This is a genomic window from uncultured Megamonas sp. (assembly GCF_958438645.1).
Lineage (GTDB): Bacteria > Bacillota > Negativicutes > Selenomonadales > Selenomonadaceae > Megamonas.
Genome location: NZ_CAUBSM010000004.1, coordinates 84,578 through 108,831, shown reverse-complemented (window position 1 = coordinate 108,831; position 24,254 = coordinate 84,578). Strand labels below are relative to the sequence as shown.

Sequence of the window (24,254 nt, the reverse complement as noted above, 5' to 3'; positions counted from 1 at the left end):
TAATATAAAAAACAACAAAATGTCTACAAAAATATTGCAGAAAAAAGAACAATAATATATAGTAAAAGAAAGGGACATAAGAAAAGAAGCAAGCTTAGCAAAAGTCTAGACGAAAGAAGGAAGAAAAATGAAAAAAAAATCACCTCGCCTACAATTAAATATAAGATTAACTCCCGAACAAAATGAACTAATAAAACAAAAACTTAAACAAACACAACTCTCAAAAACTCAATTTGTAATAGATTGTATAAACAACAATCCAATATACATAATTCCAAGTCTAGAACAAACAATATCACAAATAAAATACCTAGGAAATAAAGTAAACGAACTATCTAATAAAATAGAAACAAAAGATGAAAATACAGAAAAACTTCTACAAGAAATACAACAAGGATGTGATGAATTTTGGCAATTATTAAAGTCGTTAAAGCAGGAAAAACAAAATCAAGCTTAAAAGCAGCACTAAATTATATTGCGAATGAAGAAAAAATAATCACACCAACAGGAAAAAAATTAATGACTTCATTGAATTGTTGGGGTTCACTAAAAAATATTTATGACACAATGATCGCCACAAAAGAATTATATCGAAAAGCAATAGATAATAGAAATAGTGAAATGTATAAACATTTTCAGCAATCATTTAAGCCAAATGAAATAACTCCAGAAAAAGCCCATGAAATAGGAAAAAAATGGGCAATGCAAAATTTTGCTCAAGATGGTTTTGAAGTATGTATATGTACTCACTTAGATACAGAACATATACATAATCACTTTATCATCAATTCAGTGAATGCTATAACAGGTAAAACCATAGAAATACATGCCAATAAAACTTTAGAAAAATTAAAATATAGTTCTGATGAATTATGCAGAGAATATAATTTATCAGTTATTGAAAGAGATATATTTGCTCAAAACAAAAATCATGAATATAATATGCGTAAAAAATATAGTTTTTTAAGAAAACAATTTAGAGATTTAACATGGCAAAAAACAGTTTATGATAAAATAATAGATATTTTAAATAAAAGTAGAAATAAAGACTTTAAATATTTTGAACAGGAATTATTAAAAGTTGGTATAAAACTGGAACATGAACGTTTAAAGAAAGATTTAATCTTTAATTATATTGATGAAAATAGAAAAGTTAGTGATAAAACTTTAGCTAAAACTTTTCATGATAATAAAATTCTACGTAGTAATATTGAAATGATAGTGGGAAAAATCACTCAATGTGAGTTGGATAAAAAAATATATTTATCTGAAAAAAAACAAGGATTTTATAAATTAATAGAGAATTTAATAAAAACAATTGATAGTATAAATAAATTAAATATAAAAACTAAAGTAGAGTTTTATATATTTATGGAAAAACAAGGTTGGTTAATAAAAGATACACAAACAGGTAGAGCTTTTTATAATCAAGAACAAGATAGATATTTATATGATAATACTATTTATAAACTTGTAAAAAATAAAATATATTGTTTGCAATATATAGAACAAAATTTAACATAAAGGAGCTTTACTTATGGGGACAATGATTAAAGGTCATTTATTGGCATTATTTACAATCATTTGTTGGGGAACAACATTTATATCGACTAAGATATTATTAGTTGATTTTTCGCCAATTGAGATATTATTAACAAGATTTATAATTGGTCTTAGTATTTTATATATAATTAGACCTGAGCCTTTGAAACTAAGACATGAAGAACATCGTTTATATTTAGTTATAGCAGCATTATCAGGGATTACTCTGTATTATTTAATGGAAAATATTGCATTGACATATACGTATGCTTCAAATGTAGGTATTATTACGACAACAGCTCCTTTTTTTGCAGCGATTTTAGCTAGTTTTACTTTACGAAAACATACAATTACAGGGCCGTTCATCTTAGGTTTTATAATTTCAATGATAGGTATAATTTTTATTGCTCTTGAAGAAAGTAGTTTGAATATAAATCCTAAAGGTGATATTTTAGCTTTAGGAGCTGCTATCTTATGGGCTGTGTATGCTGTAGTATTGAAAAAAATATGTGCATTTAGATATGATATGATTGTAGTTACTAGAGAAATTTTTCTTTATGGTGTTATTTTGATGATACCGCCCGTTATATTTATGGGTTTTGATATTGATTTAATATATTTATTAGAACCTGTGAACTTAGCAAATATGTTATATTTGGGGATATTTGCTTCAGCTATTTGCTTTTTAACATGGAATTTTGCTACTAAGTATCTAGGTGTAGTGAAAACAACAGTATATATATATGCTTGTCCTGTAGTTACAGTAATCACTGCTTATATAGTATTAAATGAACCAATAACTTTATATAAATTAATTGGTATGGTATTAGCTATTGTTGGTTTAGTCATATCACAAAGATGAAGAAAGCTCTCAGAATTTCTGAGAGCTTTTTATTATAAACCTAGATTTTCGCCTACTAAAATAACTTTTATTTTTTTCGCTGGACGACAAATACGAGTAGTAACCATATAAGCACAGCAACTATCACTAGATAAGCAATCATGACAAGCACCAGTCTGATTGCATGGTGTTTTAGCATTAGGAAAACGCTGTACAACGCTAGGAGCAGCTATATTTCTAGCACGGGCATAAGCATCATCTAGCGTTTTTACAACTTTATTCATGCCTGCTATTATGATTACATTTTTAGGTCCATAAATCATGGCAGCAACACGATTACCGTTACCATCAATATTTACTAATTGACCATCTTCACTGATAGCATTAGAACTCATAAGAAAAGTATCGCAAAGTAGAGCTTTACGCATGATATCAAGTCGTTCTTCAGGTGATTTGGCACTATCACGGTCAATTACTTGATAATGTTCTTTTACATAGGATAATAAATTAATTTCATCAATAGAAATAGAGCCTCCCCATGAAACTATATCTTTTTCAGGGATTAATTTAATTGCTTGAGCCAGAGCTTCTTCTTTTGTGCTACAGTAATAAGCTTCAAAATGACGTTTAGTTAAAGCTTTTACTACATTAGGACCTATTTTGTCATAACGTAATTGTTGAGGTAAATTTCTAGCCATAATATCATCTCCAATATGAATATTTATTTATATTATAATACAGAATATCCATGTTAAGCATAGATAAAGATGAATAAAATAGATACTTAATTAAATTGATATTTACAAAAGAGATTTAAATCTATATTATATTAAATATATAAATATTAATAATAAAGTTTATTAGTAATAGATTGCGGAGGTTAGTTATGGGTAAAATTATTTTAACAGGAGATAGACCTACTGGTCGTTTACATATTGGTCATTATGTAGGTTCTTTAAAAAGACGTGTAGAATTGCAAAACTCTGGAGAATTTGAAAAGATTTTCATTATGATTGCTGATGCTCAAGCACTTACAGATAATGCGGATAATCCAGAAAAAGTTCGTCAGAATGTATTAGAAGTAGCATTAGATTATTTAGCTTGTGGTATTGATCCTAAAAAATCTACAATTTTTGTGCAATCACAAATTCCTCAGCTCTGTGAATTGACATGTTATTATATGAATCTTGTTACTGTATCTCGTTTACAGCGAAATCCTACAGTTAAATCTGAAATTCAAATGCGTAATTTTGAAGCAAGTATTCCTGTTGGCTTTTTAGCTTATCCAGTAAGTCAGGCTTCTGATATTACAGCTTTTAAGGCAACAACTGTGCCAGTTGGTGAAGACCAAGAACCAATGATTGAACAGACAAGAGAAATTGTTCGTCGTTTTAATATGTTATACAATACAGAAACTTTAGTAGAACCAGATATTTTACTTCCAGATAATAAAGCTTGTTTACGTCTTCCTGGTATTGATGGAAAAGCAAAAATGAGTAAATCTTTAGGAAACTGTATTTATTTATCTGATGAACCAGATGTTATTAAACAAAAAGTAATGAGTATGTATACTGATCCTGATCATATTAAAGTTTCTGATCCAGGTAAAATAGAAGGTAATACAGTATTTATTTATTTAGATGCATTCTGCAAAGATGAACATTTTGCTAAATATCTACCTGATTATAATAATTTAGATGAATTAAAAGCACACTATCAACGTGGTGGTCTTGGTGATGTTAAAGTTAAAAAATTCTTGAATGCTGTATTACAAGAAGAATTTGAACCAATTAGAAATCGTCGTAAAGAATATCAAAAAGATATTGCTTATGTATATCAGATTTTAAAAGAAGGTTCTGAAGTAGCTCGTGAAGTAGCTCAACAGACATTACATGAAGTAAAAGATGCTATGAAAATAAATTATTTTGATGATGTTGAATTATTAAATCAACAAATCGATAAATATAAAGACTAATTATTAAGGAAATAGTTCTTTAGATTTTTCTAGAGGGCTATTTCTTTTATTATTGAATTTATAGTTAGTTTATTGGATAATTAATTAAAAAATATATTAAAGAGGTGAATGCTGATTATTCAGCAAGCTTATGTTAAAAGCAGTTATTTTTGATTTTGATGGAACTATAGGAGATACTTTAAAATTAGTTATTGAGTCGATAAGAGAAGCTGTTAGTCCTTTTATGGATAAAACATTATCTGATGATGAAATAGCATCTACTTTCGGACCTATAGAAGAAGGTAGTGTATTAAAATTTGTAGATAAAAAATATTATGATGAAGCATGTGAACGATTGTATGAAGCTTATGCAAGATTACATAAAGAAATATCTCCAAGACCATTTGAGGGAGTATTAGATTTAATAAATTATTTAAAAAGTAAAAATATCATAGTGATTTTGGCCACAGGAAAGGGAGCAAAGACTTGCGAGATATCTTTGAAACAATATCACATGGAAAATCTTTTTGATAAAGTAAAAACAGGTTCTATAATAGGTGGTATAAAGCCACAGATGATGCAAGAAGTTATAGATGAATATAAATTATCTAAAGATGAAGTTATTTATGTAGGTGATGCTCCAACTGATATTGATGCAGCAAGACAGGTTGGCATAAAAATAGCCTCTGCACTATATGGAACAAGAATAGAAGAAGAGGCTGTAAAAGCTAAAAAACCAGATGCTATTTGTCATTCTATTGAGGATGTAAAACAGTATTTAACAAGTTTAATAAAATAAATTATTATTTGTTTATAATTTGATTAGAAATGGGCTATTTTCTTGTATAAATTATTTTTTTGTGGTATTTTTATACTAGCTGTAAGATATATACAGCCTTTCTCATTTAAATATATATTAGATGAGAAAGGATTTTTTTATTGGAAAGGATGAAGGTATTATCATGGAAAAAGATATTACAAAAAAGATAAAGCCATTTATAGTGTATAGTATTCCTGTGATTTTACTTATTGCTGTTGTAGCTATTTTTGGTGTTTATAAGTGGAATCAAGGAAAAGGAATTATTAATATTAATGACGCAAAACTTACAAGTGCTAAAGTCATGGTAGTAGCTCAAAATGATGGCACATTGACAGAACTTTTGGTAAATGATGGTGATAAAGTTGAAGCTGGGCAAGTCATCGCTAAGATGAAAGTTGTTGTAACACCTGAACAAATTGAAGCTTTACAAAAAGCATATGATGAGGCAAAAGCAAATTATGATAATTTGGAACAACAGGTAAAAGCATCTATGGTAGTAAGTCAGCCAGCAGTTACAAGTACTACTGTTTCTACAGGTGATGTGGCAGCAGCTCAAGCTAGATTAGATGCGGCAGCTGCAAATAAACAAAAAATGGATAAATTGTATTCTATAGGTGCAGTAAGTGCAACACAATATGCTGAAGCTCAATCTGAATATGCAGCAGCACAGAGTGCTTTAGCTGCGGCAAGTACACCACAGGTTGTGCAACAACAATCAAGTGCACCAACTACATCTGCTCCATCGAAAGAGTTATCTGAAGCATTAGCTACGGCACAAATTCAATTAAATCAGGCAAAGGCAGCTTTGGATCAAGCACAATCAGATGATAATTATGCAGATATTACAGCACCAGTTAGTGGCATTATATATTTAACAGATTTTAAACAAGGCGATGAATTAAAGCAGGGTGATGTATTTATCAATGTAGGTAATACTAAAAATTTATGGATTGAAGCACCACTTACAGAAGAACAGTATGCAAAAGTACATCAAGGGCAATTTGTACATTATTCCATTGATGGCATGGATTTGACTGGTACTGTTTTAGAGGTAACACATCAAGATAGTGAAGATGAAGAAAATAAAAATTTAACAACTGCTGCAAAAATTTCTTTTCCTGATGAATTAAAAGATAAAATTTTACCTGGTACAGATGCAATAGTTCAAATAACGATAGATAGATAATATTAATGAAATAAGAAAAGATAATGATAATGGACGGTGAAAATTTTGCTGTTAAAGCGATTGGAAGCTTATGGATTTAAGTCATTTGCAGATAAATTAGAAGTAGAATTTGATGAGGGGATAACAGCAATTGTAGGGCCTAATGGAAGTGGTAAGAGTAATATTACAGATGCCATTCGTTGGGTTTTAGGGGAACAAAATGTACGTAATTTACGTGGAAATAAGGCAGAAGATATTATTTTCACAGGTAGCTCCACAAGAAGACCGCTTGGGGCAGCAGAAGTATCAGTTACTTTTGATAATAGTGATGGTAAATTGCCGATAGATTTTCAGGAAGTAATGATTACGAGGCGTATATTTCGTTCTGGTGAAAGTGAATTTTTAATCAATAAGACAAAATGTCGTTTAAAGGATATTTATAATTTATTTGCCGATACAGGATTGGGTAAAAATTCTATAAGTGTGATTAGTCAGAATAAAGTAGATGAAGTTTTAAATACAAAGCCAGAAGAGCGAAGATATTTCTTTGAAGAATGTGCGGGAATTACTAAATATCGTGAACGAAAACGAGAAGCTGTACGTAAATTAGATAATACACAGGCAAATGTTGTACGTTTAAATGATATTGTGAGTGAGATTGAAAAACAGTTAGAACCATTAAAAGAACAAGCTGAAAAGACGAAAAGATATAATGTTATTGACAAGGAATATAAAGATTGTAGACTCACGCAAATTTTGTATAAATATGAAAATCTTTCAGCCGAAAATAATAAATTAGATTTAGAGATAAAAGGTTATGAACAAGAAAGAGCTTCATTAGAGGCTACAGTTTCTGTTTCTGAAAGTGAAAAAATCGCTAAAAAAAGTGAGATAAATAAATTAGAACAGAAAATAAAATTACTTGGTGAAAATAATCAAAAAATCCATGAAGAAATAGAACGCAGTCGCAATCAAGCTACTTTATTACAAGAACGTATACGACAGAGTTGTCAGTCTCAACAGCGTTTGGAAGAAAGACAAAATCAGACAAAAGAAGAATTAAAAATATCTTTAGCTGATGGAGAAGAACTGAAAAGAAAAGCTCAAATTGCTAATAATACTGCAGATAAGCTAGAACTTGCCTTGCAAGAGGAAAATTCAAGTGTACAAAAAGTAGAAAATGATATTAAAGCGAAAGAAGAAGAAATTAAATTAAAGCAAGAGCAAGATAATGAGAAACGCAAGCAGATAGAAGAACAAAATAAGGTATTATTATTATTAAAGCGAGATATGTCTGATATAGAAGCAAATATTGAAAATCAACATAGTGCTCATAAAAATGCTATCAATGAAAAGATTGAAAAGAATACAGCTAAGGAGTTATTACAGGTAGAAATTGATAATTTTAGCAAGAAAGTTCAATTAAAACAAGATAGTATAAATTCTCAACAAGGCAATTTAGATGAACTTGTAAAAGTATGTAAAGAGGCTACAGAATTTATTAATGAAACTCGTCAAAATGTGCGTATGGCAGAGGAAAAAGTAAAATTTTTCCAGGAAATGCAAGCATCATATGAAGGTTTTGGCAAAGCAGTAAAAAGAGTTTTAAAAGCAGATAAATCATGGCAAAAGGGCATTTGTGGTGCTGTAGCTGAATTGATAAAGGTAGAAGATCCTTTTATCACAGCCATTGAAGTAGCTCTTGGCTCGGCTATGCAAAATGTAGTTACTAAAGACACGGATACGGCGAAATCAGCAATTAATTATTTGAAAGAAAATAAATTTGGTCGCGTAACTTTTATGCCACTTACTACTGTTCAGCCACATAAAAATAAACGCACTGAAATTGAACCGGGTAAACATGGTTTTATCGCTTATGCAGATGAACTTGTAAATATTGATGAAGAATATAAAGTGATAACTCAATCTCTATTAGGTAGAATTTTAGTAGTTGATGATGTGGATAATGCTTTAAAGTTGGCGAAGTTGTATGATTATCGTTTGCGTATCGTAACTTTAGAAGGTGAATTATTGCAACCTGGCGGTGCTATTGCTGGTGGTAGTAACCAAAGTAGGGAAGCAGGTTATTTACATCGTAAAGGTGAGTTATTAGAATTAAAAGATTATCTAGCTAGTGAACGTAAAGTATTGCGTGATGCGAAAAATAAATATGAAGATGATGAAGCAAAACGCGTGGCTTTGGCAGAAAATATCAATCGTTTGCAAAAAGATTGGCAAGAATTATCGTTATTATTAGCACAGAAAAAAGTAGAATTTAAGCAATTAGAAAATTGGTTTGTAAATCAAGAAAATATCTTAAAAGCTATAGATAATCGTATATCTGCTTTAATCGTGAAAAAAACGGCTATTGAGGCAGATATTGAAAAGCAAACAGCTAAAATTGCTCAAATGGAAGCTCAAGTTGATGAAAAACAAAATCTTTATGAAGATATTTACAATGAAATTGAAGTATTGAAACATGATTCAAAAATTCGTCAACAAAAGGTAATGCAAAAACAGATTAGCTGTACAGAAGCAAGACAAGAAGTCATTCGCTATAATGATAAATTGAATTTGCTGACAGGACAGGCAGAAAGATTTAAGGCATTTTTAGCTGATAGTGATAAAGAAATGGCTGGATTACAAAAAGTCATTGATGATAGTTTAGCTGAATTAAAACAATTAGAAGAATCTGTAGCTAATTTGGAAAAGTTAAAAACTGATGGTAAAGAAGAATACGATACTTTATATAAAAGACAATTAGGTATGCGAAGTGAATTGTCTGATATGGACGAAGAACGAGCTAAAATTGCAAGCAAGGTAGGCGTTATCAAGGATAAAATTCATAAATGTGAAGTAAGTGTAGCTAAATTAGAAACTGAAATTAAGCAATGCTTGCAAAGTATGCAAGAAGAATATGAATTGACTCCACAAGAAGCTTTAAATCATCGTTTAGAACTTGATGAAAATGAGCTGAAATCTAAATTAAAGAAATTAGATAAAGAATTAAAAGAAATTGGTCCTGTAAATCCAAATGCTATCAACGAATATGAAACATTAAATGAACGTTATAGCTTTATGAGTAAACAAATTGAAGATTTAGTCAAGGCTAAAGAAGATTTAACGAAAATCATTGAACAGATTGATAAAACAATGTCTACACAATTTGGCTTGGCTTTTGATAAAATAAAAGTATATTTTAATGATATTTTTAAACGTTTGTTTGGCGGTGGCAATGCAAAGTTAATTTTAACAAATAAAGAAGATATCTTAAGTTCAGGTATTGAAATTGAAGTAGAACCACCAGATAAAAAACCACAGAGTCTAGCTGTATTATCAGGTGGGGAAAGAACGCTTACAGTTATAGCGTTACTGTTTGCATTTTTCACTTATAATCCTGCACCATTTAGCGTATTAGATGAAATTGATGCTCCATTAGATGAAGCAAATGTCAAACGTTTTGCGAAGTTTTTAAAAGATTATGCTAAACGCACTCAATTTATTTTAGTAACACATCGTAAGGGAACAATGGAGTCTGCTGATGTTATGTATGGTGTAACTATTGAAGATGCTGGTGTATCCAAGTTGATATCTGTTCGTTTAGAAGATTTTGAGGAAAGAGGTTAAAAGATGGGATTTTTTAGTAAATTAAAAGAAGGTCTTACAAAAACACGTAAATCTTTAACAGAGAAAATTGAAAAAGTAATTATTGGTTATGCTGATATTGATGATGATTTATTAGATGAATTAGAAGATGCTTTAATCCAAGCTGATGTAGGGGTAAAAACTTCTTTACAATTAATGGACGATGTTCGTGCTGGTATTAAGAAAAAACAGATTAACTCTCCTGAAGATTTAAAACCATTCTTGATTAAACGTATTACAGAGATGTTAAATGAAGGTTCTGATGAAACAAATATCGCTAAATCTGGGCCTACAGTAATTTTAGTAATTGGTGTAAACGGTGTAGGTAAAACTACAACTATTGGTAAATTAGGTAGATATTATAAAGAACAAGGCAAAAATGTCATGTTTGCAGCAGCAGATACTTTCCGTGCAGCGGCTATTGACCAATTAGAAATTTGGGGTCAAAGAGTAAATGTTCCTGTGATTAAACATGAAGAAGGTTCAGATCCAGCAGCAGTAGTATTTGATGCTGTGAAAGCTGCTATTGCAAGAAAAGTGGATATACTCATCATTGATACAGCAGGACGTTTGCATAATAAAGCTAATTTAATGACAGAATTAAATAAAATTCAAAGAGTTATTAAACGTGAAATAGCAGAAGCTCCACATGAAACATTATTAGTATTAGACGCTACAACAGGACAAAATGCAATTAGCCAAGCAGAATTGTTCACAAAATCAGCTCCTATTTCTGGATTGGTATTGACTAAATTAGATGGTACTGCTAAAGGCGGTGTAGTAATTGGCTTAAAATCTGAGCTTAGTATGCCAGTAAAATGGATTGGCGTAGGTGAAGGAATGGACGATTTGCGACCATTTATAGCTAATGATTTTGCAGCGGCTTTGTTTAATCAAAAAGTAGAAGAATAATATAATTAAATAATTGTCTATTTGATGATAATAAAAAGAGGATAAGTATAAAACTTATCCTCTTTGTTTTTAGTAAATTGTTTTGTCTGTTTTTTGTGCAAAGTTATCAAAGGATTTTATAGTAATATCTCTACCAAATTGTTCTAAATCTAAAACGGAGATATCTTGGCATTTTCCTTCAATATAGTTGTAGATGAAATCATCTCTAAAACCAATTTTATCAGCATCTTTAGCTGTGTTTCCATAATAAACTTTTTTAATGTTTGCCCAAATAGTAGCAGAAAGGCACATTGGACATGGATAGCAAGATGTATAGAGTTCACAACCTGTTAAATCATGAGTACCTAAATTTTGACAAGCATCACGAATAGCTTCAACTTCAGCATGACAAGTTGGATCATGTTTTATAAGTACGCGATTATGACCGCGACCTACGATTTTGCCATCTTTTACAATAACTGCACCGAAAGGGCCACCTTCATTAGTTGTTAAATTACTATCAGCTTCTTGAGTTGCAATAAGCATAAATTCTTCTTTAGTCATAAAAAATCTCCTATTCATAATAAAATATATAGGAAAAAATAATGTTTTTATTTTTGCCTATATAAATATAAATTAAAAGCTCTGAATGTGCAATAAACTTTTGGTTTTGGAAAGATATTTTTATTTTTAAATAGATTGATATGATTTCTTATGATAAAATAACTAAGGAATTTTATATATTTTTATGAAAGCGAGGACAAAATGAAAAAATTTTATGATGTAGAAGAAAAAGTGCCTTTGTTGCAAGGAATTCCACTTAGTTTACAACATTTGTTTGCTATGTTTGGTTCTACAGTGTTAGTTCCTTTTTTACTTCATGTAAATCCAGCAACTGCTTTATTTATGAATGGTATAGGTACAATTTTGTATTTAATCATTTGTAAAGGGAAATTACCTGCTTATTTAGGTTCTAGTTTTGCATTTATTTCTCCAGTTTTAGCAGTACTTGCTACGAATGGACTTAGCTATGGCGATGCTCAAGGTGGATTTATAGCGTTTGGTTTATCTTTTATTATTTTATCTTTTGTTGTAGGCAAATTAGGTACAGCTTGGATTGATATTATCTTACCACCAGCTGCAATGGGTGCGGTCGTTGCTGTAATTGGTCTTGAACTTGCACCACTTGCTTTGGATATGTCAGGTTTTGTAAGTGATACTATGCAATCTCAAGGAATTCCAAATGAGCTTGCAATGATTACTTCTGTATTTACATTAGCTGTGGCAATTTTAGCTTCTGTAATTGGTAGAGGATTTTTAAGTGTAATTCCTGTATTAATTGGAGTAATTGCAGGATATATCATGGCTTTTTGTTTGGGTATTGTAGATTGGTCTGGTGTAGAAGCTGCTAGTTGGGTACAAGTACCAACTTTTTATGAACCAACTTTTAATATTCATGCTATTATGATTATCATGCCTGCATTGTTTGTAGTTTTTGCTGAACATATTGGGCATGTCGTTGTTACAAGTAGTATTGTAGATAGAGATTTAATAAAAGATCCAGGTCTTAATCGTTCTTTATTTGCTGATGGTGTTTCTAATGTTTTATCTGGTTTTGTAGGCTCAACTCCTAATACTACTTATGGTGAAAATATGGGCGTTATGGCTATCACTCGTGTTTATAGTGTATGGGTAATCGGTGGAGCTGCTGTTTTTGCTATTCTTTTCTCTTTTATTGGTAAAATTGCTGCGATTATTCATGCTATTCCAGTACCAGTAATGGGCGGTATTTCTGTATTGTTATTTGGTGTTATTGCTTGTTCTGGTATACGTATGCTCATAGAGAAGAAAGTTGATTATACTAGTACGAAAAATATGATACTTACTGCCGTAACTATGATAAGTGGTCTTAGTGGAGCTGCTGTAAATATCGGTCCTGTACAATTAAAAGGTATGGGCCTTGCAGTTGTCTGTGGCATGATTTTAAGCCTTTCTTTCTATGTTTTTGGCAAATTAGGTATAGCTAATAAAGAGTAAAATTAGAGATAAAAACTCATGGGTAACCCATGAGTTTTTATTTTTATAATTGTGCCCATAAATGACTAAAAAAACTTTATTTTGACTTAAATTCACATAGGGTTGTGTCCATTTTGTGCCCAAATTACAATGAATATATTTTCTCTTTTTAATTGTTAGTATTTATATATTTATTAATAAAATTATTACTTAAACTATATAGTTCAGATGTATATTTTAGCTTTAATTTTTGAAAATATAATTCAATATGTTATATATTATAATCGTTTTAGTTTTAAATATATTTTGACGTACGTTAATAAGTACGATATACTATATTTGAGGTGATTATAATGATTACAGCTAATGCTTCAAATTTTAGAAAGAATCTTTATAATACTTTAGAACAAGTTGCTAAATATAATCAAGTAGCAACAATTAATACTAAAGATGGCGATGTGGTATTAATTAGTGCGGATGATTATAAAAATCTTATGGAAACAATGTATTTATCTTCTATACCTAATGTAAGAGAAGATTTATTAAAAGCTAAAGCAGCATCTAATGAAGATTTTGTTTCAGAAGATGAGGTTGAATGGTAATTGTATAAGATAGAATATTATAAAAAAGCATTAAAAGACATTCCAAAGCTAAAAGCAAGTGGATTAGATAAAAAAGCTAAATTATTAATTGACTTAATAAAGGAAGATCCTTTTCAAAATCCACCACCATATGAAAAACTGTTAGGAGATCTAATGGGATATTATTCTAGAAGAATTAATATTCAGCATAGATTAGTATATGAAGTATTAGAAGATGAAAAAATTATACGTATAATTCGTATGTGGACGCATTATGAATAAAACCGTTGGTAAGAATACCAACGGTTTTGTTGTTTTATAAATTGAGATCGTAGATTATTTCATTTTTTTCAAAGAGAAAATAACTATCTATACATGGATTGGGTTTATCGTTTATATGATTGGGTATATTTTTTTCTTTGTGATATTTATTGAAAAATTCTATTATATAAAATGTTTACTATTATGCTACTTAAAGAAAATTATACATCGAAAATAGTTTTACATAAATTAATGCCTGTCTTTGTTTTAAAAATTCTATTTAATGCATTTTCTACAGCTTGTTTTGGACAATTATCCTCATAAAGATTTACTAAGAAATCTGCTTCTACTAATATTTGATAATCTATATTATCAATGTTATTATAGGTATGATGGTGAGCAATTAAAAAACATACTCTATCGATTACATTGGCATCTACGCGAAGTTTTTCAAGTATTTCTCTAGCAGGAGCAGGGCCTTCTAATTCTTGATATTTGCCATTGCTACTGTTGTATTTTTGTTCAGCAATTTTTATGCCGATATCGTGCATCAAACCAGCGATTTCTAAAATATATAATTTATCTGAAGGTAAGTTTTCTTGCTCAGCTATGAATTTTGCAAAGCTATGTACTTTAAGAAAATGTTGAATGCGTTTAGGGTCGCCCTGATAATAATTGATCATTTCTATTAATACATTATTTATATTTGTCATAATAAAAGCCTCCTAAGTATAGTTTTGTTTCAGAAAATAGAAATTAAGAAAAATTTTAATTTTATTTTAATATAATTTTAATATGATATGCAAGCATAATCAGTATAAATTTTGTATAATTATTTTTGTAGTGCAGGATTTTAAATGAGTTTATTAGAATTTAATTATTATAATAGATATAGGAGAATAAAAATTATGTTTAGTTTTATTATATTTTTAGCAATAATAACAACAATTTTGGCTTTTATTGGATTTGATATGATAACCCATTTTAGCGGTCTTGTAAATTTTATTGGAGCGGTTGCTTTGGGTGTAGGTGTTTTTTTGACATTTAAACCAAATAAGAAGAAACAAATCAGTTTAGATTTGGATGATAGCGAAAATAGTAAATTATTACAAGAAAGTTATCAAAAAGCATTGGAAGATTATAACTATATAAAAGGTTCTTTAAAATATATAAAAGATAGTGAATTAAAGATGCAGTTGCAAGAGATGCAAAAAGTTTCATCAAATATTTTGAGATATTTGCAAAAGCATCCAGAAAAAATCTCTTTAGCTAGAAGATTTATAGATTACTATCAAGATACTGTAGCTGGTTTAATTGAAAAATATGTAGAAATAGAAAATACACAATTGAATACAGAGAATGTAAATGATATAAAGGAAAGAACAAAAAGCACTTTATTTGGATTAAGCAATGCTTATACAGAACAATTTGAGAAATTAATAAATGATCAATTGATGGATATGGATGCTGAATTAAAGGTCATGGAAAATACTATTAAAGCAGATGGTTTTGATGTAAAAAAACATGATGATTATGATAAAGAAGTAAATTCAGGTTTTAGTTATAGACGTAAAAATAATATGTGCAATAGACCAATGAAAAAAATGCGTTGGAAATTAAAAAATTTACCAGAAAAATTTTTTGATAGTGATGAAGTTTTACGTAAAAAATTAATCGCTGGAGGTCTAGGAATTTTATTTGGCGGTTTTGGCGCACATAAATTTTATTTGGGTAAAACATTTATGGGAATTTTTTATTTATTATTTTCATGGACAGGAATACCTTTTATTGCTGGCTTTATAGAAGGTATAAGATATTTGTTTATGGATAAAGATGATTTTTATCATAAATTTTTAGATAATATGAATAGAGGGTGAAGATTATGCCAGATATTAGTTTAGATGATTTGATTAAAGCAAAAACACAAACTACTAATAATGATGCTAATGGCAAAGATTGGCAAGTAATGACAAAAAAAGAAGAAATTGAACAAGTTACAAAGCAAACAGAGCTAATTTCACCAGAAGATAGAAAACGTATAGATGAAATAAAAGAAAATATAGATTTGACGAATGCTCAAACTTCAGTACAATATGGTATAAATGCTCAGAGAAATATAGCTGAATTCTCGGATAATATTTTAAATAATATTCGTAGTAAAGACAGTGGTTATGTTGGAGATTTACTTAGCAATCTAGTGGTAAAGGTAAAAGGGTTTGATATTGCCGGTAAAAATAATGGAGGATTTATAAAGAAAATACCTATTCTTGGTTCATTAGTAGGCAGTGCTAAAAGTATGATGGCTGAATACGATAAATTATCTGTGCAAATTGATAAGATACAAGGTGAGTTAGATAAAGCTCGTATGAGCATGATGAAAGATATTGTAATGTTTGATACTATGTATCAGAGAAATTTAGAGTATTTTAAGGAGTTACAATTATATATTAAAGCAGGTGAAGAAAAGATTTTGGAATTGCAACAGCATACTATTCCTAAATTGCGTATGGAAGCTGCAAATTCGCAAAATCAAATGGCAGTTCAGGTTGTCAGTGATTTTGAAAATGCTGTTAGTCGTTTTGAAAAGAAAGTTCATGATTTAAAATTAAGTAAAACAATAGCTATACAGACGGCACCTCAGATACGTCTTATCCAAAACAATGATAAAGTTTTAGTTGACAAAGTGCAAAGTGCTATATATAATACAATCCCATTGTGGAAAAGTCAGATTGTGATTGCACTTGGTTTATCTAGACAACAAAAAGTTTTACAAATGCAACGAGAGGTAACTGATACAACGAACGAATTATTGCGACGCAATGCTGAAATGTTGAAACAAAATACGATAGAAACAGCACGTGAAACAGAACGTGGAATTGTAGATATAGAAACTGTAAAAAAAGTGAATGAAGATTTAATCTCTACAATTGAAGAAACTATAAAACTTCAAAAAGATGGACGTGAACGTCGTAAATTAGCAGAAGCAGAACTTGTACAGATCGAAGATAAATTAAAGCAGACATTATTAGCTCATCGTTAAGAATAAAAAGGATAATCCGCAATTGGATTATCCTTTTTATTATGTACTTTAGTTAGTTGAGTACGCAGAGCGTGCGAAACAAAAAACCACTCGTTTTACGAGTGGTTAATAAGTTTCTTATAGAAATAGAAATTCTCCTCTATTAAAATAATAAGTGTTCAAGTCATTATTAAAGAGAGGAGAATTTCTATGGAAAGAAGTTTAGCACATACAAGATGGATGTGCAAGTATCATATAGTATTTACCCCAAAATATAGAAGAAAAATTATATATAATAAATTGCGTAGAGATATTGTACAAATAATAAAAGATTTATGTAAGTGGAAAGGCATAGAGATAATAGAAGGGAAAGCTATGCCGGATCATATTCATATTTTGGTTAAGATACCACCAAAAATGAGTATATCAAATTTTATGGGGTATTTAAAAGGAAAAAGTGCAATGATGATATTTGCAAGACATGGAAATTTAAAATATAAATTTGGAAACAATAATTTTTGGTCAACAAGATATTATGTATCGACAGTAGGACTAAATGAAGCAACAATAGCGAAATATATAAGAGAACAAGATACGTATGATAAAATGATGGATAAAATAAGCACAAAAGAATTAAATGATCCCTTTAGGGATTGTTAAGTAATCAGTGCACAATGGCTTGAACGAAGAGAAAGCCAGCGTCATTTAGGCGCTGGCTATTGTTAAAAGCCTTATAGGCTTGTGCAAGCCACACGTTTTACGTGTGGTACTGACTTTATATGAGTTATTTATTTAAGGTATCTTGACAAAAGTTAATAAATGATTGAGCTGCTTTAGATATATAACGATCTTTTTTCCAAGCAAGGCCAACTTCAACAAAGATAGGTTCTTCAATAGGTAAAGTTTTTATATGTGGTGTATCTTGAACAACAAAATCTAAAAGAAATGCCATACCAACGTTACTGGATATCAGGCCTTTAATTGTTTCTATTTGATTGGATTCAAGAACAACATTAGGCTGAATATTATGAGCTTTAAATTTTTGTTGAATTAAATTGCGGATGAAAGAACCTTCTTTTAACATGATTAAATCAATATTGCTTACATCACTCCATGAAAGTGAATCTTTTTGAGCCAAAGGATGTTCTTCTGGAACGCAAGCAACAACTTGATTTGTAGACATAGGTAATAATTGTAAGCTTGGAGAAGCATTAGAAATGATGACAATACCAAAGTCTAATTCATCACGTTCTAATGATTCACGAATGGACATAGAACCTTTTTCATAGAGATAAATATCTAAGTGAGAAAATCTTTTTTTGAAACCAGAAAAAATTTTAGGAAATAAATATGCTCCAATCATAGAAGGTATACCAATTTTAATAGTACCTTTTTGAAGTTGTTTATAATCATTAACTTCTAAGACAGCATCTTGAATATTACGCAAAGCTAATTCAATACGATTTAAAAATACAGCCCCTTCTGGTGTAAGAGATAATTGTTTTTGACTACGTTCAAAAAGTTGTATACCAAGTTCTGCTTCTAATTTTTTTATAGCAACAGTGATGTTTGGCTGAGAAACAGAAAGCCGTTTAGCCGCTCTAGTAATATTTTTCAAACGGCTAGTCATTTGAAAGTATTCTAGTTGTTTAAGTTCCATATAATCCTCCTGTAGTAATTAGCTTATGTATAATAAATTTTATTAATCAACATATAGATATTATAGCATAAAAATAGGATATATCCAATATTTTATTTATTATAAATGTTTTTTACCATAAGTTTTATCTATTATATTGCTTTTATGTTAAAATATAAAAAATTTTTTAAAAATTTTGGGAGGAATAGTGAATTTTTTGGAGAAATATATATTCATATAGTAATTTTAGGTAATAAATTTTATGACAAATAAACATAAATAAAAGTGAGGTTGATTACAATGATGAACAACTATTCTAGCCAGGACTTTTTATCAGTTGCAAGAAGAATTACTTATGATGCAACAATTCCAGAGTTACTTGAAGAAGCTGTTAGAAATCATGAGGGACGTTTATCTGATAAAGGTGCTATTTGTGTAACTACAGGTAAGCATACAGGTCGTTCTCCTAAAGATAGATTTATTGTTGATACTCCAGATATTCATGATTTAATCCATTGGTCAAATACAAATCAACCATGTTCGGAAAATACGTTTAATCGTCTTTATGATAAAATGAAAGAATATGCAAAAGATCATCAACTTTTTGTAACGGATGCTTTAGTTGGTGCAGATCCAGCATATAAATTGCAAATTAAATGTATTAATGAACACGCATGGCATCATCTATTTTTAAAACAGTTATTTATTAGACCAAAAACTAAACTCACTACACCTGCAGAATTTACACTTATTTGTATGCCAAGTGTAAAAGCAAATCCAATCGAAGATGGTACACATTCTGAAACATTTATTATTGTTAATTTCAGTAAAAAAATGGTATTGATCGGTGGCGGTGCTTATGCTGGTGAAATGAAAAAAGCTATTTTCTCAGTAATGAACTTTATCCTTCCACAACGCGGAGTATTATCTATGCATTGTTCGGCAAATGTTGGTAAAGATGGTAATTCTGCATTGTTCTTTGGTTTAAGTGGAACAGGTAAAACAACATTGTCTGCTGATCCTAATCGTTCTTTAATTGGTGATGATGAACATGGTTGGAGCGAACATGGTATCTTTAATATTGAAGGTGGATGTTATGCTAAAACTATTAAAATTACACCTGAAAGTGAACCAGAAATTTATAATGCTATTCAATATGGAACAGTTTTGGAAAATGTATATATAAATCCATATACTCGTGAACCTGATTTCTTTGATGCTAGATTTACACAAAATGCACGTACAGCTTATCCAATTGAAAATATTCCAAATGCTATTGTACCAAGTATGGCAGGTCATCCAAATGCAATCATTTTCTTAACAGCAGATGCTTTTGGTGTATTACCTCCTATTGCTAAACTTACAAAAGAACAGGCAATGTATCATTTCTTGTCTGGTTATACAAGTAAAGTCGCTGGTACTGAACGTGGTATTACAGAACCACAGGCAACATTCTCTATTGGTTTTGGTGAACCATTCTTCCCATTACCACCATTACAATATGCTAGATTATTGGGTGAAAAAATTAATCAATATAATACTAGTGTATATCTTGTTAATACAGGCTGGACTGGCGGTCCATATGGTGTAGGTAAACGTATGGAATTGAAATATACTAGAGCGATGATTTCTGCTGCTTTAGATGGTAAATTAGATGATGTTACTTGGACAAAACATGAATACTTCCAGTTAAATATTCCAGATAGTTGCCCAGGTGTACCAAGTGAAGTATTGAATCCAGAAAATACTTGGATCGATAAGAAAGCATATAAAAATCAGGCTGAAAAATTAGTAAGATTGTTCGCTGAAAATGTTAAACGTTTTGCAGGTGAAATGCCCGATGAAATTTTAAATGCTGGACCTAGACTTGAAGAGTAAAAAAAGCCTTATTTTATAAGGAAAAATTTTAAAATAGATTTAATTTTTTTGAGTAGGTTTAAATTTTGGATAACAAAATGGTAACAAGTACCCAAATTTATGGTAACAAATTTTAGCTGAAGAAAAGACTACCAATTGTGATTATGGTAGTCTTTTCTTTTTATATTTATTTTTTATTTAAATCTTTATTGATAATTGGCATGATTTCATCTTCGTCAGGTGTTACATATAAAGTTTTATTATTTGTAAATATTACAAAACCTGGTTTTGCTCCAGAAGGTTTTTTTACATATCTACATTCTACATAATCGACTGGAATTTTTGAAGAGCCACGGGCTTTACTGAAATATCCTGCTATTTGTGCAGCTAAAAGCAAAGTATCTTCATCTACTTCATCTCCTCTAGTATCAATGATGACATGAGAGCCTGGTATATCTTTTGTATGTAGCCAGATATCATCGCTATGAGCTGTTTTAAAAGTTAATTTGTCGTTTTGATAATTATTTTTGCCAACAAATAAAAACATTCCGTTAGGTAAAGCAAATTTAAATGGTTTAGAAGGAGCGATAGAGGCTTTTTTCTTATTTTCAGGTGGTAAAAATCCAGCTTTAATCATTTCTGCTTTGATATCTTCAATATCGGCTATAGTAGTACAAGCATCTATAGCAGTTTCTATAGTTAGAGCATATTCTCTATCTTTTCGACAACGTTTTATTTGGATTTCTAACATTTGCGTAGAGCGTTTTAATTTATCATATTTTTTATAATAAGCTTGCATATTTTGAATTATAGTTAATTTTGTATCCAATGCAATAGTTATAGGTGCATAATTTTCATCATAGATATTAGTTACAGTGATCTCTTTATCTTGATGGTCTTTAAATTGATATTGATAAGTCATTAAGTTATCAGCTTTTATTTTATATTTTTCAGCTTTTTGTGCTTTGGCTAATTCTTCTAATAGTATTTTTTCTTTTTTAGTTAAACGATTAATTTCATTATGAATTGTTTTGCGATAAAAATCTTTTTCTGGTAAATTATAATAACTATTAGTGTAGTTTTTAGAGTCTTCTAATAGAGCATTGATATCTGTATATGTTTTAAGTGAAAAGTCTTTTTCATTAAAAATATGCAAGGCAAATGGAGCCATAGCTTTTATTTTACGTTTTTTATCTAAAACTAATGTCGGTGAAAAATTTTTTTCTTGATAGATGTTTTTAAATTCATTTATGATATTAGTTAAAGAAGAAAAATCTATTTCATCCATATCTTTTATTAGTAAATCACTACTAAATCCTGCTAAAAAAATGATTTCTTTGGCTGTTATGGGGCCAAATCCTAAACCACTGGCGATAATTGCCTGATATAGATTAGCTTCTTGATATGTTTTTAAGCGGTTGATAAATGAAGTTGTATCAGTGGTTAAAATATTTATTTTATCTTGAACAGGCGGAACTTCATAATTTTGACCTGGTAAGACTGTGCGTACACGGTTATTATTTTCACCAACACGGCGAAACGCTTCGATGATAGTACCATCTTGCATTAAAATTAAGTTACTGTATTTCCCCATAAGTTCGGCAATTAGAGTTTTGGTGATGATAAGACTCTTTGGTCCTAGGGTATCTATATCTATTAGGATCATGCGGTCTAAACCATATTGAGAAATAGAGGCAATGCGACCACCTTCTAGTTGTTTACGTAATACCATGCAAAAGACAGGTGGTTCAGGTGGATTATCTGGTTGAAATGTAGTAATATTTGCCATAGGATTTTGAGGATTTATGGATAAATATAAAATATATGTTTGACCTGGTTGGCGAATGTAGAGGTAAATATCTTGTTTATTAGGTTGACAGATTTTGTCTATTCTGCCACCTGCTAATTTATCATTTAGTTCGTTTATTAAAGGATTAAGAGAAAATCCATCTAAACTCATAATAGTATTCATTCCTTTCGTTAATTTCTTGGTTTAAGAAATTAATATCTAAAATATTATATCACAGGTGAATTTATTTGATAAATTGTTAATTGAGCAGTTTTTGTCAAGTTTTTTGTCATTAATTAGTATTTTCTTTAAAAAGATGAATAATTATAATAATATGAGCAGGATTGTTGATATTTAATAGCGAATTAATATAAGTTATTATTATGATTTTGTTATTATTTATAATAAGCCTAAATAGATTTTAAATTTGTAGAAATAAATACATTATTTTTTGATGTGTTTAAGGAGGATTTTTATTATGGAATTTAATTTTTCTAAATGGCAAGCTTGTGGAAATGATTTTGTGTTGGTTAATGCATTTAATAATGAAGATATCAGTGAAATAATTGCAAATGCAGAAAAAATATGTGATCGTCATTTTGGTGTAGGTGCAGATGGTGTGATTTTTATTTTGCCATCTAAAGTAGCGGATTTTCGAATGCAAATCATCAATAGTGATGGCAGTGAAGCAGAAATGTGTGGTAATGGTATTCGCTGTTTTGCAAAATGTGTAAGAGAAGCTAAACTTACAGATAAGAAAAAATTCACTGTAGAAACTGGTGCAGGTATAATTGTTCCAGAAATCATGGATGATGGAACTGTTCATGTGGATATGGGTGAACCTATTTTAGAAGGGGATAAAATTCCTGTCGCTGGTTTTGGCAATAATCAAGTAGTAAATGAAGATATCACAGTAGATGGTCAAATTTATAAAATGACATGTGTATCTATGGGAAATCCTCATTGTATCGTTTTTGTTGATGATATTAATAATGTAGAACTTGAAAAAATTGGCCCTAAATTTGAAACTAATCCGGTATTTCCAAAGAAAACAAATATAGAATTTGTAGAAGTAAAAAATGATAAATATGTGCGTATGCGTGTTTGGGAACGTGGTGCTGGGATCACTTGGGCTTGTGGTACAGGTTCTTGTGCTACATTAGTTGCTTGTGTATTGAATAATAAGACACAAAGAACTGCTCAAGTGGAATTAGATGGCGGTATTTTAACTATACAATGGGCTGATAATAATCGAATTTATATGACAGGCCCAGCTACAAAAGTATTTACAGCAACATGGTCTGATTAATAAATTTTAATTAGGGAGGTAGTTTTTTTGGCGAGAAGTATGACGGGCTTTGGCTCAGCAACTTTTGATAATGGAATATATAAAATTGGGGTAGAGATGAAGGCGGTAAATAATAGATATCGCGATATTTCTATTCGTATGCCAAGTGCATTGCGTGCTTTAGAGGCAAGTATAATTGAAGCTTTAAATAAATATGCTCTTCGTGGGAAAATAGATATTTACATTAATTTTGTAAATAATAATGAAGAAAATAAAAAGTTAGCCATTGACAAAGATTTGTTGATTGCTTATTATAAGAGCTTACAGGAAATCAATACAACTATTAAAAATATCGATAAAAAAGCAAAATTAAAGAATATTTCTTTAGTGGATTTGGCAAATTTTCAGGGAATTATAAATTTAGCTGATGATAGCTTAGATTTAGAAGGAATAAAGCCTTTATTGATAAATACTGTAGAACAAGCTACAGAAGAATTTGTCAAAATGAAATCTATTGAAGGGGAAAATCTAAAAAAAGATTTACTTCGTCGCTTAGATATTATTGCTAAATATACAGAAAAAATAAAAGTTGTAGCTCCTGAACGTTTGGTGAATTATCGAAATCAATTGATAGAAACACTTAAATCTTTATTGAGTGAGCAAAATATTGATGAAAATAGAATAATTCAAGAATGTGCTATTATGGCAGATAAAATGGATATTACAGAAGAAATTGTACGTATGGGAAGTCATTTGCAACAGTTTAGAGCTAGCTTAGATATGGAAGGTAATATTGGTCGTAAGCTGGATTTTATTGTTCAGGAAATGAATCGTGAAACAAATACAATGGCTTCTAAAGCTAATAACGCTGAGATTGCCAATTTGGTAGTAGAAATAAAGGGCGAATTGGAAAAAATTCGTGAACAAATTCAAAATATTGAATAGT

22 protein-coding genes are annotated in these 24,254 nt (G+C 29.9%); 17 read left to right on the top strand and 5 right to left on the bottom strand.

From position 1 onward, the window contains the following. Positions 1-127 precede the first annotated feature (127 nt). Genes Q5I67_RS04980 through Q5I67_RS04970 form a run of 3 tightly spaced genes read left to right on the top strand, consistent with a single transcriptional unit; the run spans position 128 to position 2,404 of the window. A complete protein-coding gene (locus Q5I67_RS04980) occupies positions 128-457 on the top strand; it encodes a plasmid mobilization protein (protein WP_296898551.1) in 330 nt (109 codons plus the stop codon). Further along, entirely contained in the window at positions 409-1,524 is a 1,116-nt protein-coding gene (locus tag Q5I67_RS04975) for a relaxase/mobilization nuclease domain-containing protein (protein WP_302486550.1), read from the top strand. The genes Q5I67_RS04980 and Q5I67_RS04975 overlap by 49 nt, the downstream gene beginning before the upstream one ends. Positions 1,525-1,537: 13 nt before the next feature. Then, positions 1,538-2,404 carry a DMT family transporter gene (locus Q5I67_RS04970; RefSeq protein WP_296895934.1) on the top strand — a complete coding sequence of 289 codons (867 nt, stop codon included), beginning with the start codon at positions 1,538-1,540 and terminating at the stop codon, positions 2,402-2,404. 32 nt (positions 2,405-2,436) lie between these two features. On the opposite strand, the gene Q5I67_RS04965 is transcribed toward Q5I67_RS04970, so the two are convergent. Further along, the gene (locus Q5I67_RS04965) at positions 2,437-3,081 is read right to left on the bottom strand and encodes a lactate utilization protein (RefSeq protein WP_302486549.1); all 645 of its coding nucleotides are present in this window, start codon (positions 3,079-3,081) and stop codon (positions 2,437-2,439) included. A gap of 188 nt (positions 3,082-3,269) precedes the next feature. Between Q5I67_RS04965 and trpS the strand changes: the two genes are divergently transcribed. The 5 genes from trpS (at position 3,270) to ftsY (ending at position 10,879) form a co-directional block, all read left to right on the top strand. Then, on the top strand, positions 3,270-4,358 hold the full coding sequence (trpS, locus tag Q5I67_RS04960; RefSeq protein WP_302486548.1) for a tryptophan--tRNA ligase: 1,089 nt from the start codon (positions 3,270-3,272) through the stop codon (positions 4,356-4,358). Positions 4,359-4,488: 130 nt separating this feature from the next. After that, on the top strand, positions 4,489-5,136 hold the full coding sequence (locus Q5I67_RS04955; RefSeq protein WP_302486547.1) for an HAD family hydrolase: 648 nt from the start codon (positions 4,489-4,491) through the stop codon (positions 5,134-5,136). Between the two features lie 163 nt (positions 5,137-5,299). After that, positions 5,300-6,343: an HlyD family secretion protein gene (locus Q5I67_RS04950; protein WP_296898259.1), complete on the top strand. Its 1,044-nt coding sequence runs from the start codon at positions 5,300-5,302 to the stop codon at positions 6,341-6,343. A gap of 36 nt (positions 6,344-6,379) precedes the next feature. Next, positions 6,380-9,949, top strand: coding sequence for a chromosome segregation protein SMC (gene smc / locus Q5I67_RS04945; RefSeq protein WP_302486546.1), 3,570 nt, complete (start codon positions 6,380-6,382; stop codon positions 9,947-9,949). Between the two features lie 3 nt (positions 9,950-9,952). After that, positions 9,953-10,879: a signal recognition particle-docking protein FtsY gene (gene ftsY, locus Q5I67_RS04940; RefSeq protein ID WP_204921701.1), complete on the top strand. Its 927-nt coding sequence runs from the start codon at positions 9,953-9,955 to the stop codon at positions 10,877-10,879. Between the two features lie 69 nt (positions 10,880-10,948). Here the strand turns inward: ftsY and Q5I67_RS04935 are convergent, their stop codons facing one another. Further along, entirely contained in the window at positions 10,949-11,422 is a 474-nt protein-coding gene (locus tag Q5I67_RS04935; protein ID WP_008537708.1) for a nucleoside deaminase, read from the bottom strand. Between the two features lie 201 nt (positions 11,423-11,623). On the opposite strand from Q5I67_RS04935, the gene uraA reads away from it, so the two are divergent. The 3 genes from uraA to Q5I67_RS04920 all read left to right on the top strand — a co-directional run bounded on the left by uraA (position 11,624) and on the right by Q5I67_RS04920 (position 13,737). Next, positions 11,624-12,895 carry a uracil permease gene (gene uraA / locus Q5I67_RS04930; protein ID WP_302486545.1) on the top strand — a complete coding sequence of 424 codons (1,272 nt, stop codon included), beginning with the start codon at positions 11,624-11,626 and terminating at the stop codon, positions 12,893-12,895. A 332-nt stretch (positions 12,896-13,227) separates the two neighbouring features. Beyond that, a complete protein-coding gene (locus Q5I67_RS04925) occupies positions 13,228-13,476 on the top strand; it encodes a type II toxin-antitoxin system Phd/YefM family antitoxin (RefSeq protein WP_302486544.1) in 249 nt (82 codons plus the stop codon). Then, positions 13,477-13,737, top strand: a complete 261-nt coding sequence (locus Q5I67_RS04920) for a Txe/YoeB family addiction module toxin (RefSeq protein ID WP_227152947.1) — start codon at positions 13,477-13,479, stop codon at positions 13,735-13,737. It abuts the gene before it with no gap. 200 nt (positions 13,738-13,937) lie between these two features. Here the strand turns inward: Q5I67_RS04920 and Q5I67_RS04915 are convergent, their stop codons facing one another. Next, a complete protein-coding gene (locus Q5I67_RS04915; protein WP_302486543.1) occupies positions 13,938-14,429 on the bottom strand; it encodes an HD domain-containing protein in 492 nt (163 codons plus the stop codon). 195 nt (positions 14,430-14,624) lie between these two features. Between Q5I67_RS04915 and Q5I67_RS04910 the strand changes: the two genes are divergently transcribed. From Q5I67_RS04910 to tnpA, 3 genes are all read left to right on the top strand, one after another. After that, a complete protein-coding gene (locus tag Q5I67_RS04910) occupies positions 14,625-15,593 on the top strand; it encodes a 5-bromo-4-chloroindolyl phosphate hydrolysis family protein (protein WP_302486542.1) in 969 nt (322 codons plus the stop codon). A 5-nt stretch (positions 15,594-15,598) separates the two neighbouring features. Continuing rightward, positions 15,599-16,756 carry a toxic anion resistance protein gene (locus tag Q5I67_RS04905; RefSeq protein ID WP_302486541.1) on the top strand — a complete coding sequence of 386 codons (1,158 nt, stop codon included), beginning with the start codon at positions 15,599-15,601 and terminating at the stop codon, positions 16,754-16,756. A 189-nt stretch (positions 16,757-16,945) separates the two neighbouring features. Further along, the gene (gene tnpA, locus Q5I67_RS04900; RefSeq protein WP_302486046.1) at positions 16,946-17,395 is read left to right on the top strand and encodes an IS200/IS605 family transposase; all 450 of its coding nucleotides are present in this window, start codon (positions 16,946-16,948) and stop codon (positions 17,393-17,395) included. A 124-nt stretch (positions 17,396-17,519) separates the two neighbouring features. On the opposite strand, the gene Q5I67_RS04895 is transcribed toward tnpA, so the two are convergent. Next, a complete protein-coding gene (locus tag Q5I67_RS04895; RefSeq protein WP_296899409.1) occupies positions 17,520-18,395 on the bottom strand; it encodes a LysR family transcriptional regulator in 876 nt (291 codons plus the stop codon). Positions 18,396-18,674: 279 nt separating this feature from the next. Here Q5I67_RS04895 and pckA point away from each other — a divergent pair, with 279 nt between their 5' ends. Beyond that, the gene (gene pckA, locus Q5I67_RS04890) at positions 18,675-20,252 is read left to right on the top strand and encodes a phosphoenolpyruvate carboxykinase (ATP) (protein ID WP_302486540.1); all 1,578 of its coding nucleotides are present in this window, start codon (positions 18,675-18,677) and stop codon (positions 20,250-20,252) included. Between the two features lie 166 nt (positions 20,253-20,418). Here the strand turns inward: pckA and Q5I67_RS04885 are convergent, their stop codons facing one another. Beyond that, positions 20,419-22,191 carry an NFACT family protein gene (locus Q5I67_RS04885; RefSeq protein ID WP_302486617.1) on the bottom strand — a complete coding sequence of 591 codons (1,773 nt, stop codon included), beginning with the start codon at positions 22,189-22,191 and terminating at the stop codon, positions 20,419-20,421. Between the two features lie 307 nt (positions 22,192-22,498). Here Q5I67_RS04885 and dapF point away from each other — a divergent pair, with 307 nt between their 5' ends. Together dapF and Q5I67_RS04875 are read left to right on the top strand one after the other, a co-directional pair. Beyond that, positions 22,499-23,329, top strand: a complete 831-nt coding sequence (gene dapF / locus Q5I67_RS04880; protein ID WP_302486539.1) for a diaminopimelate epimerase — start codon at positions 22,499-22,501, stop codon at positions 23,327-23,329. Positions 23,330-23,356: 27 nt separating this feature from the next. After that, positions 23,357-24,253 carry a YicC/YloC family endoribonuclease gene (locus Q5I67_RS04875; protein WP_302486538.1) on the top strand — a complete coding sequence of 299 codons (897 nt, stop codon included), beginning with the start codon at positions 23,357-23,359 and terminating at the stop codon, positions 24,251-24,253. Position 24,254 lies beyond the last annotated feature (1 nt).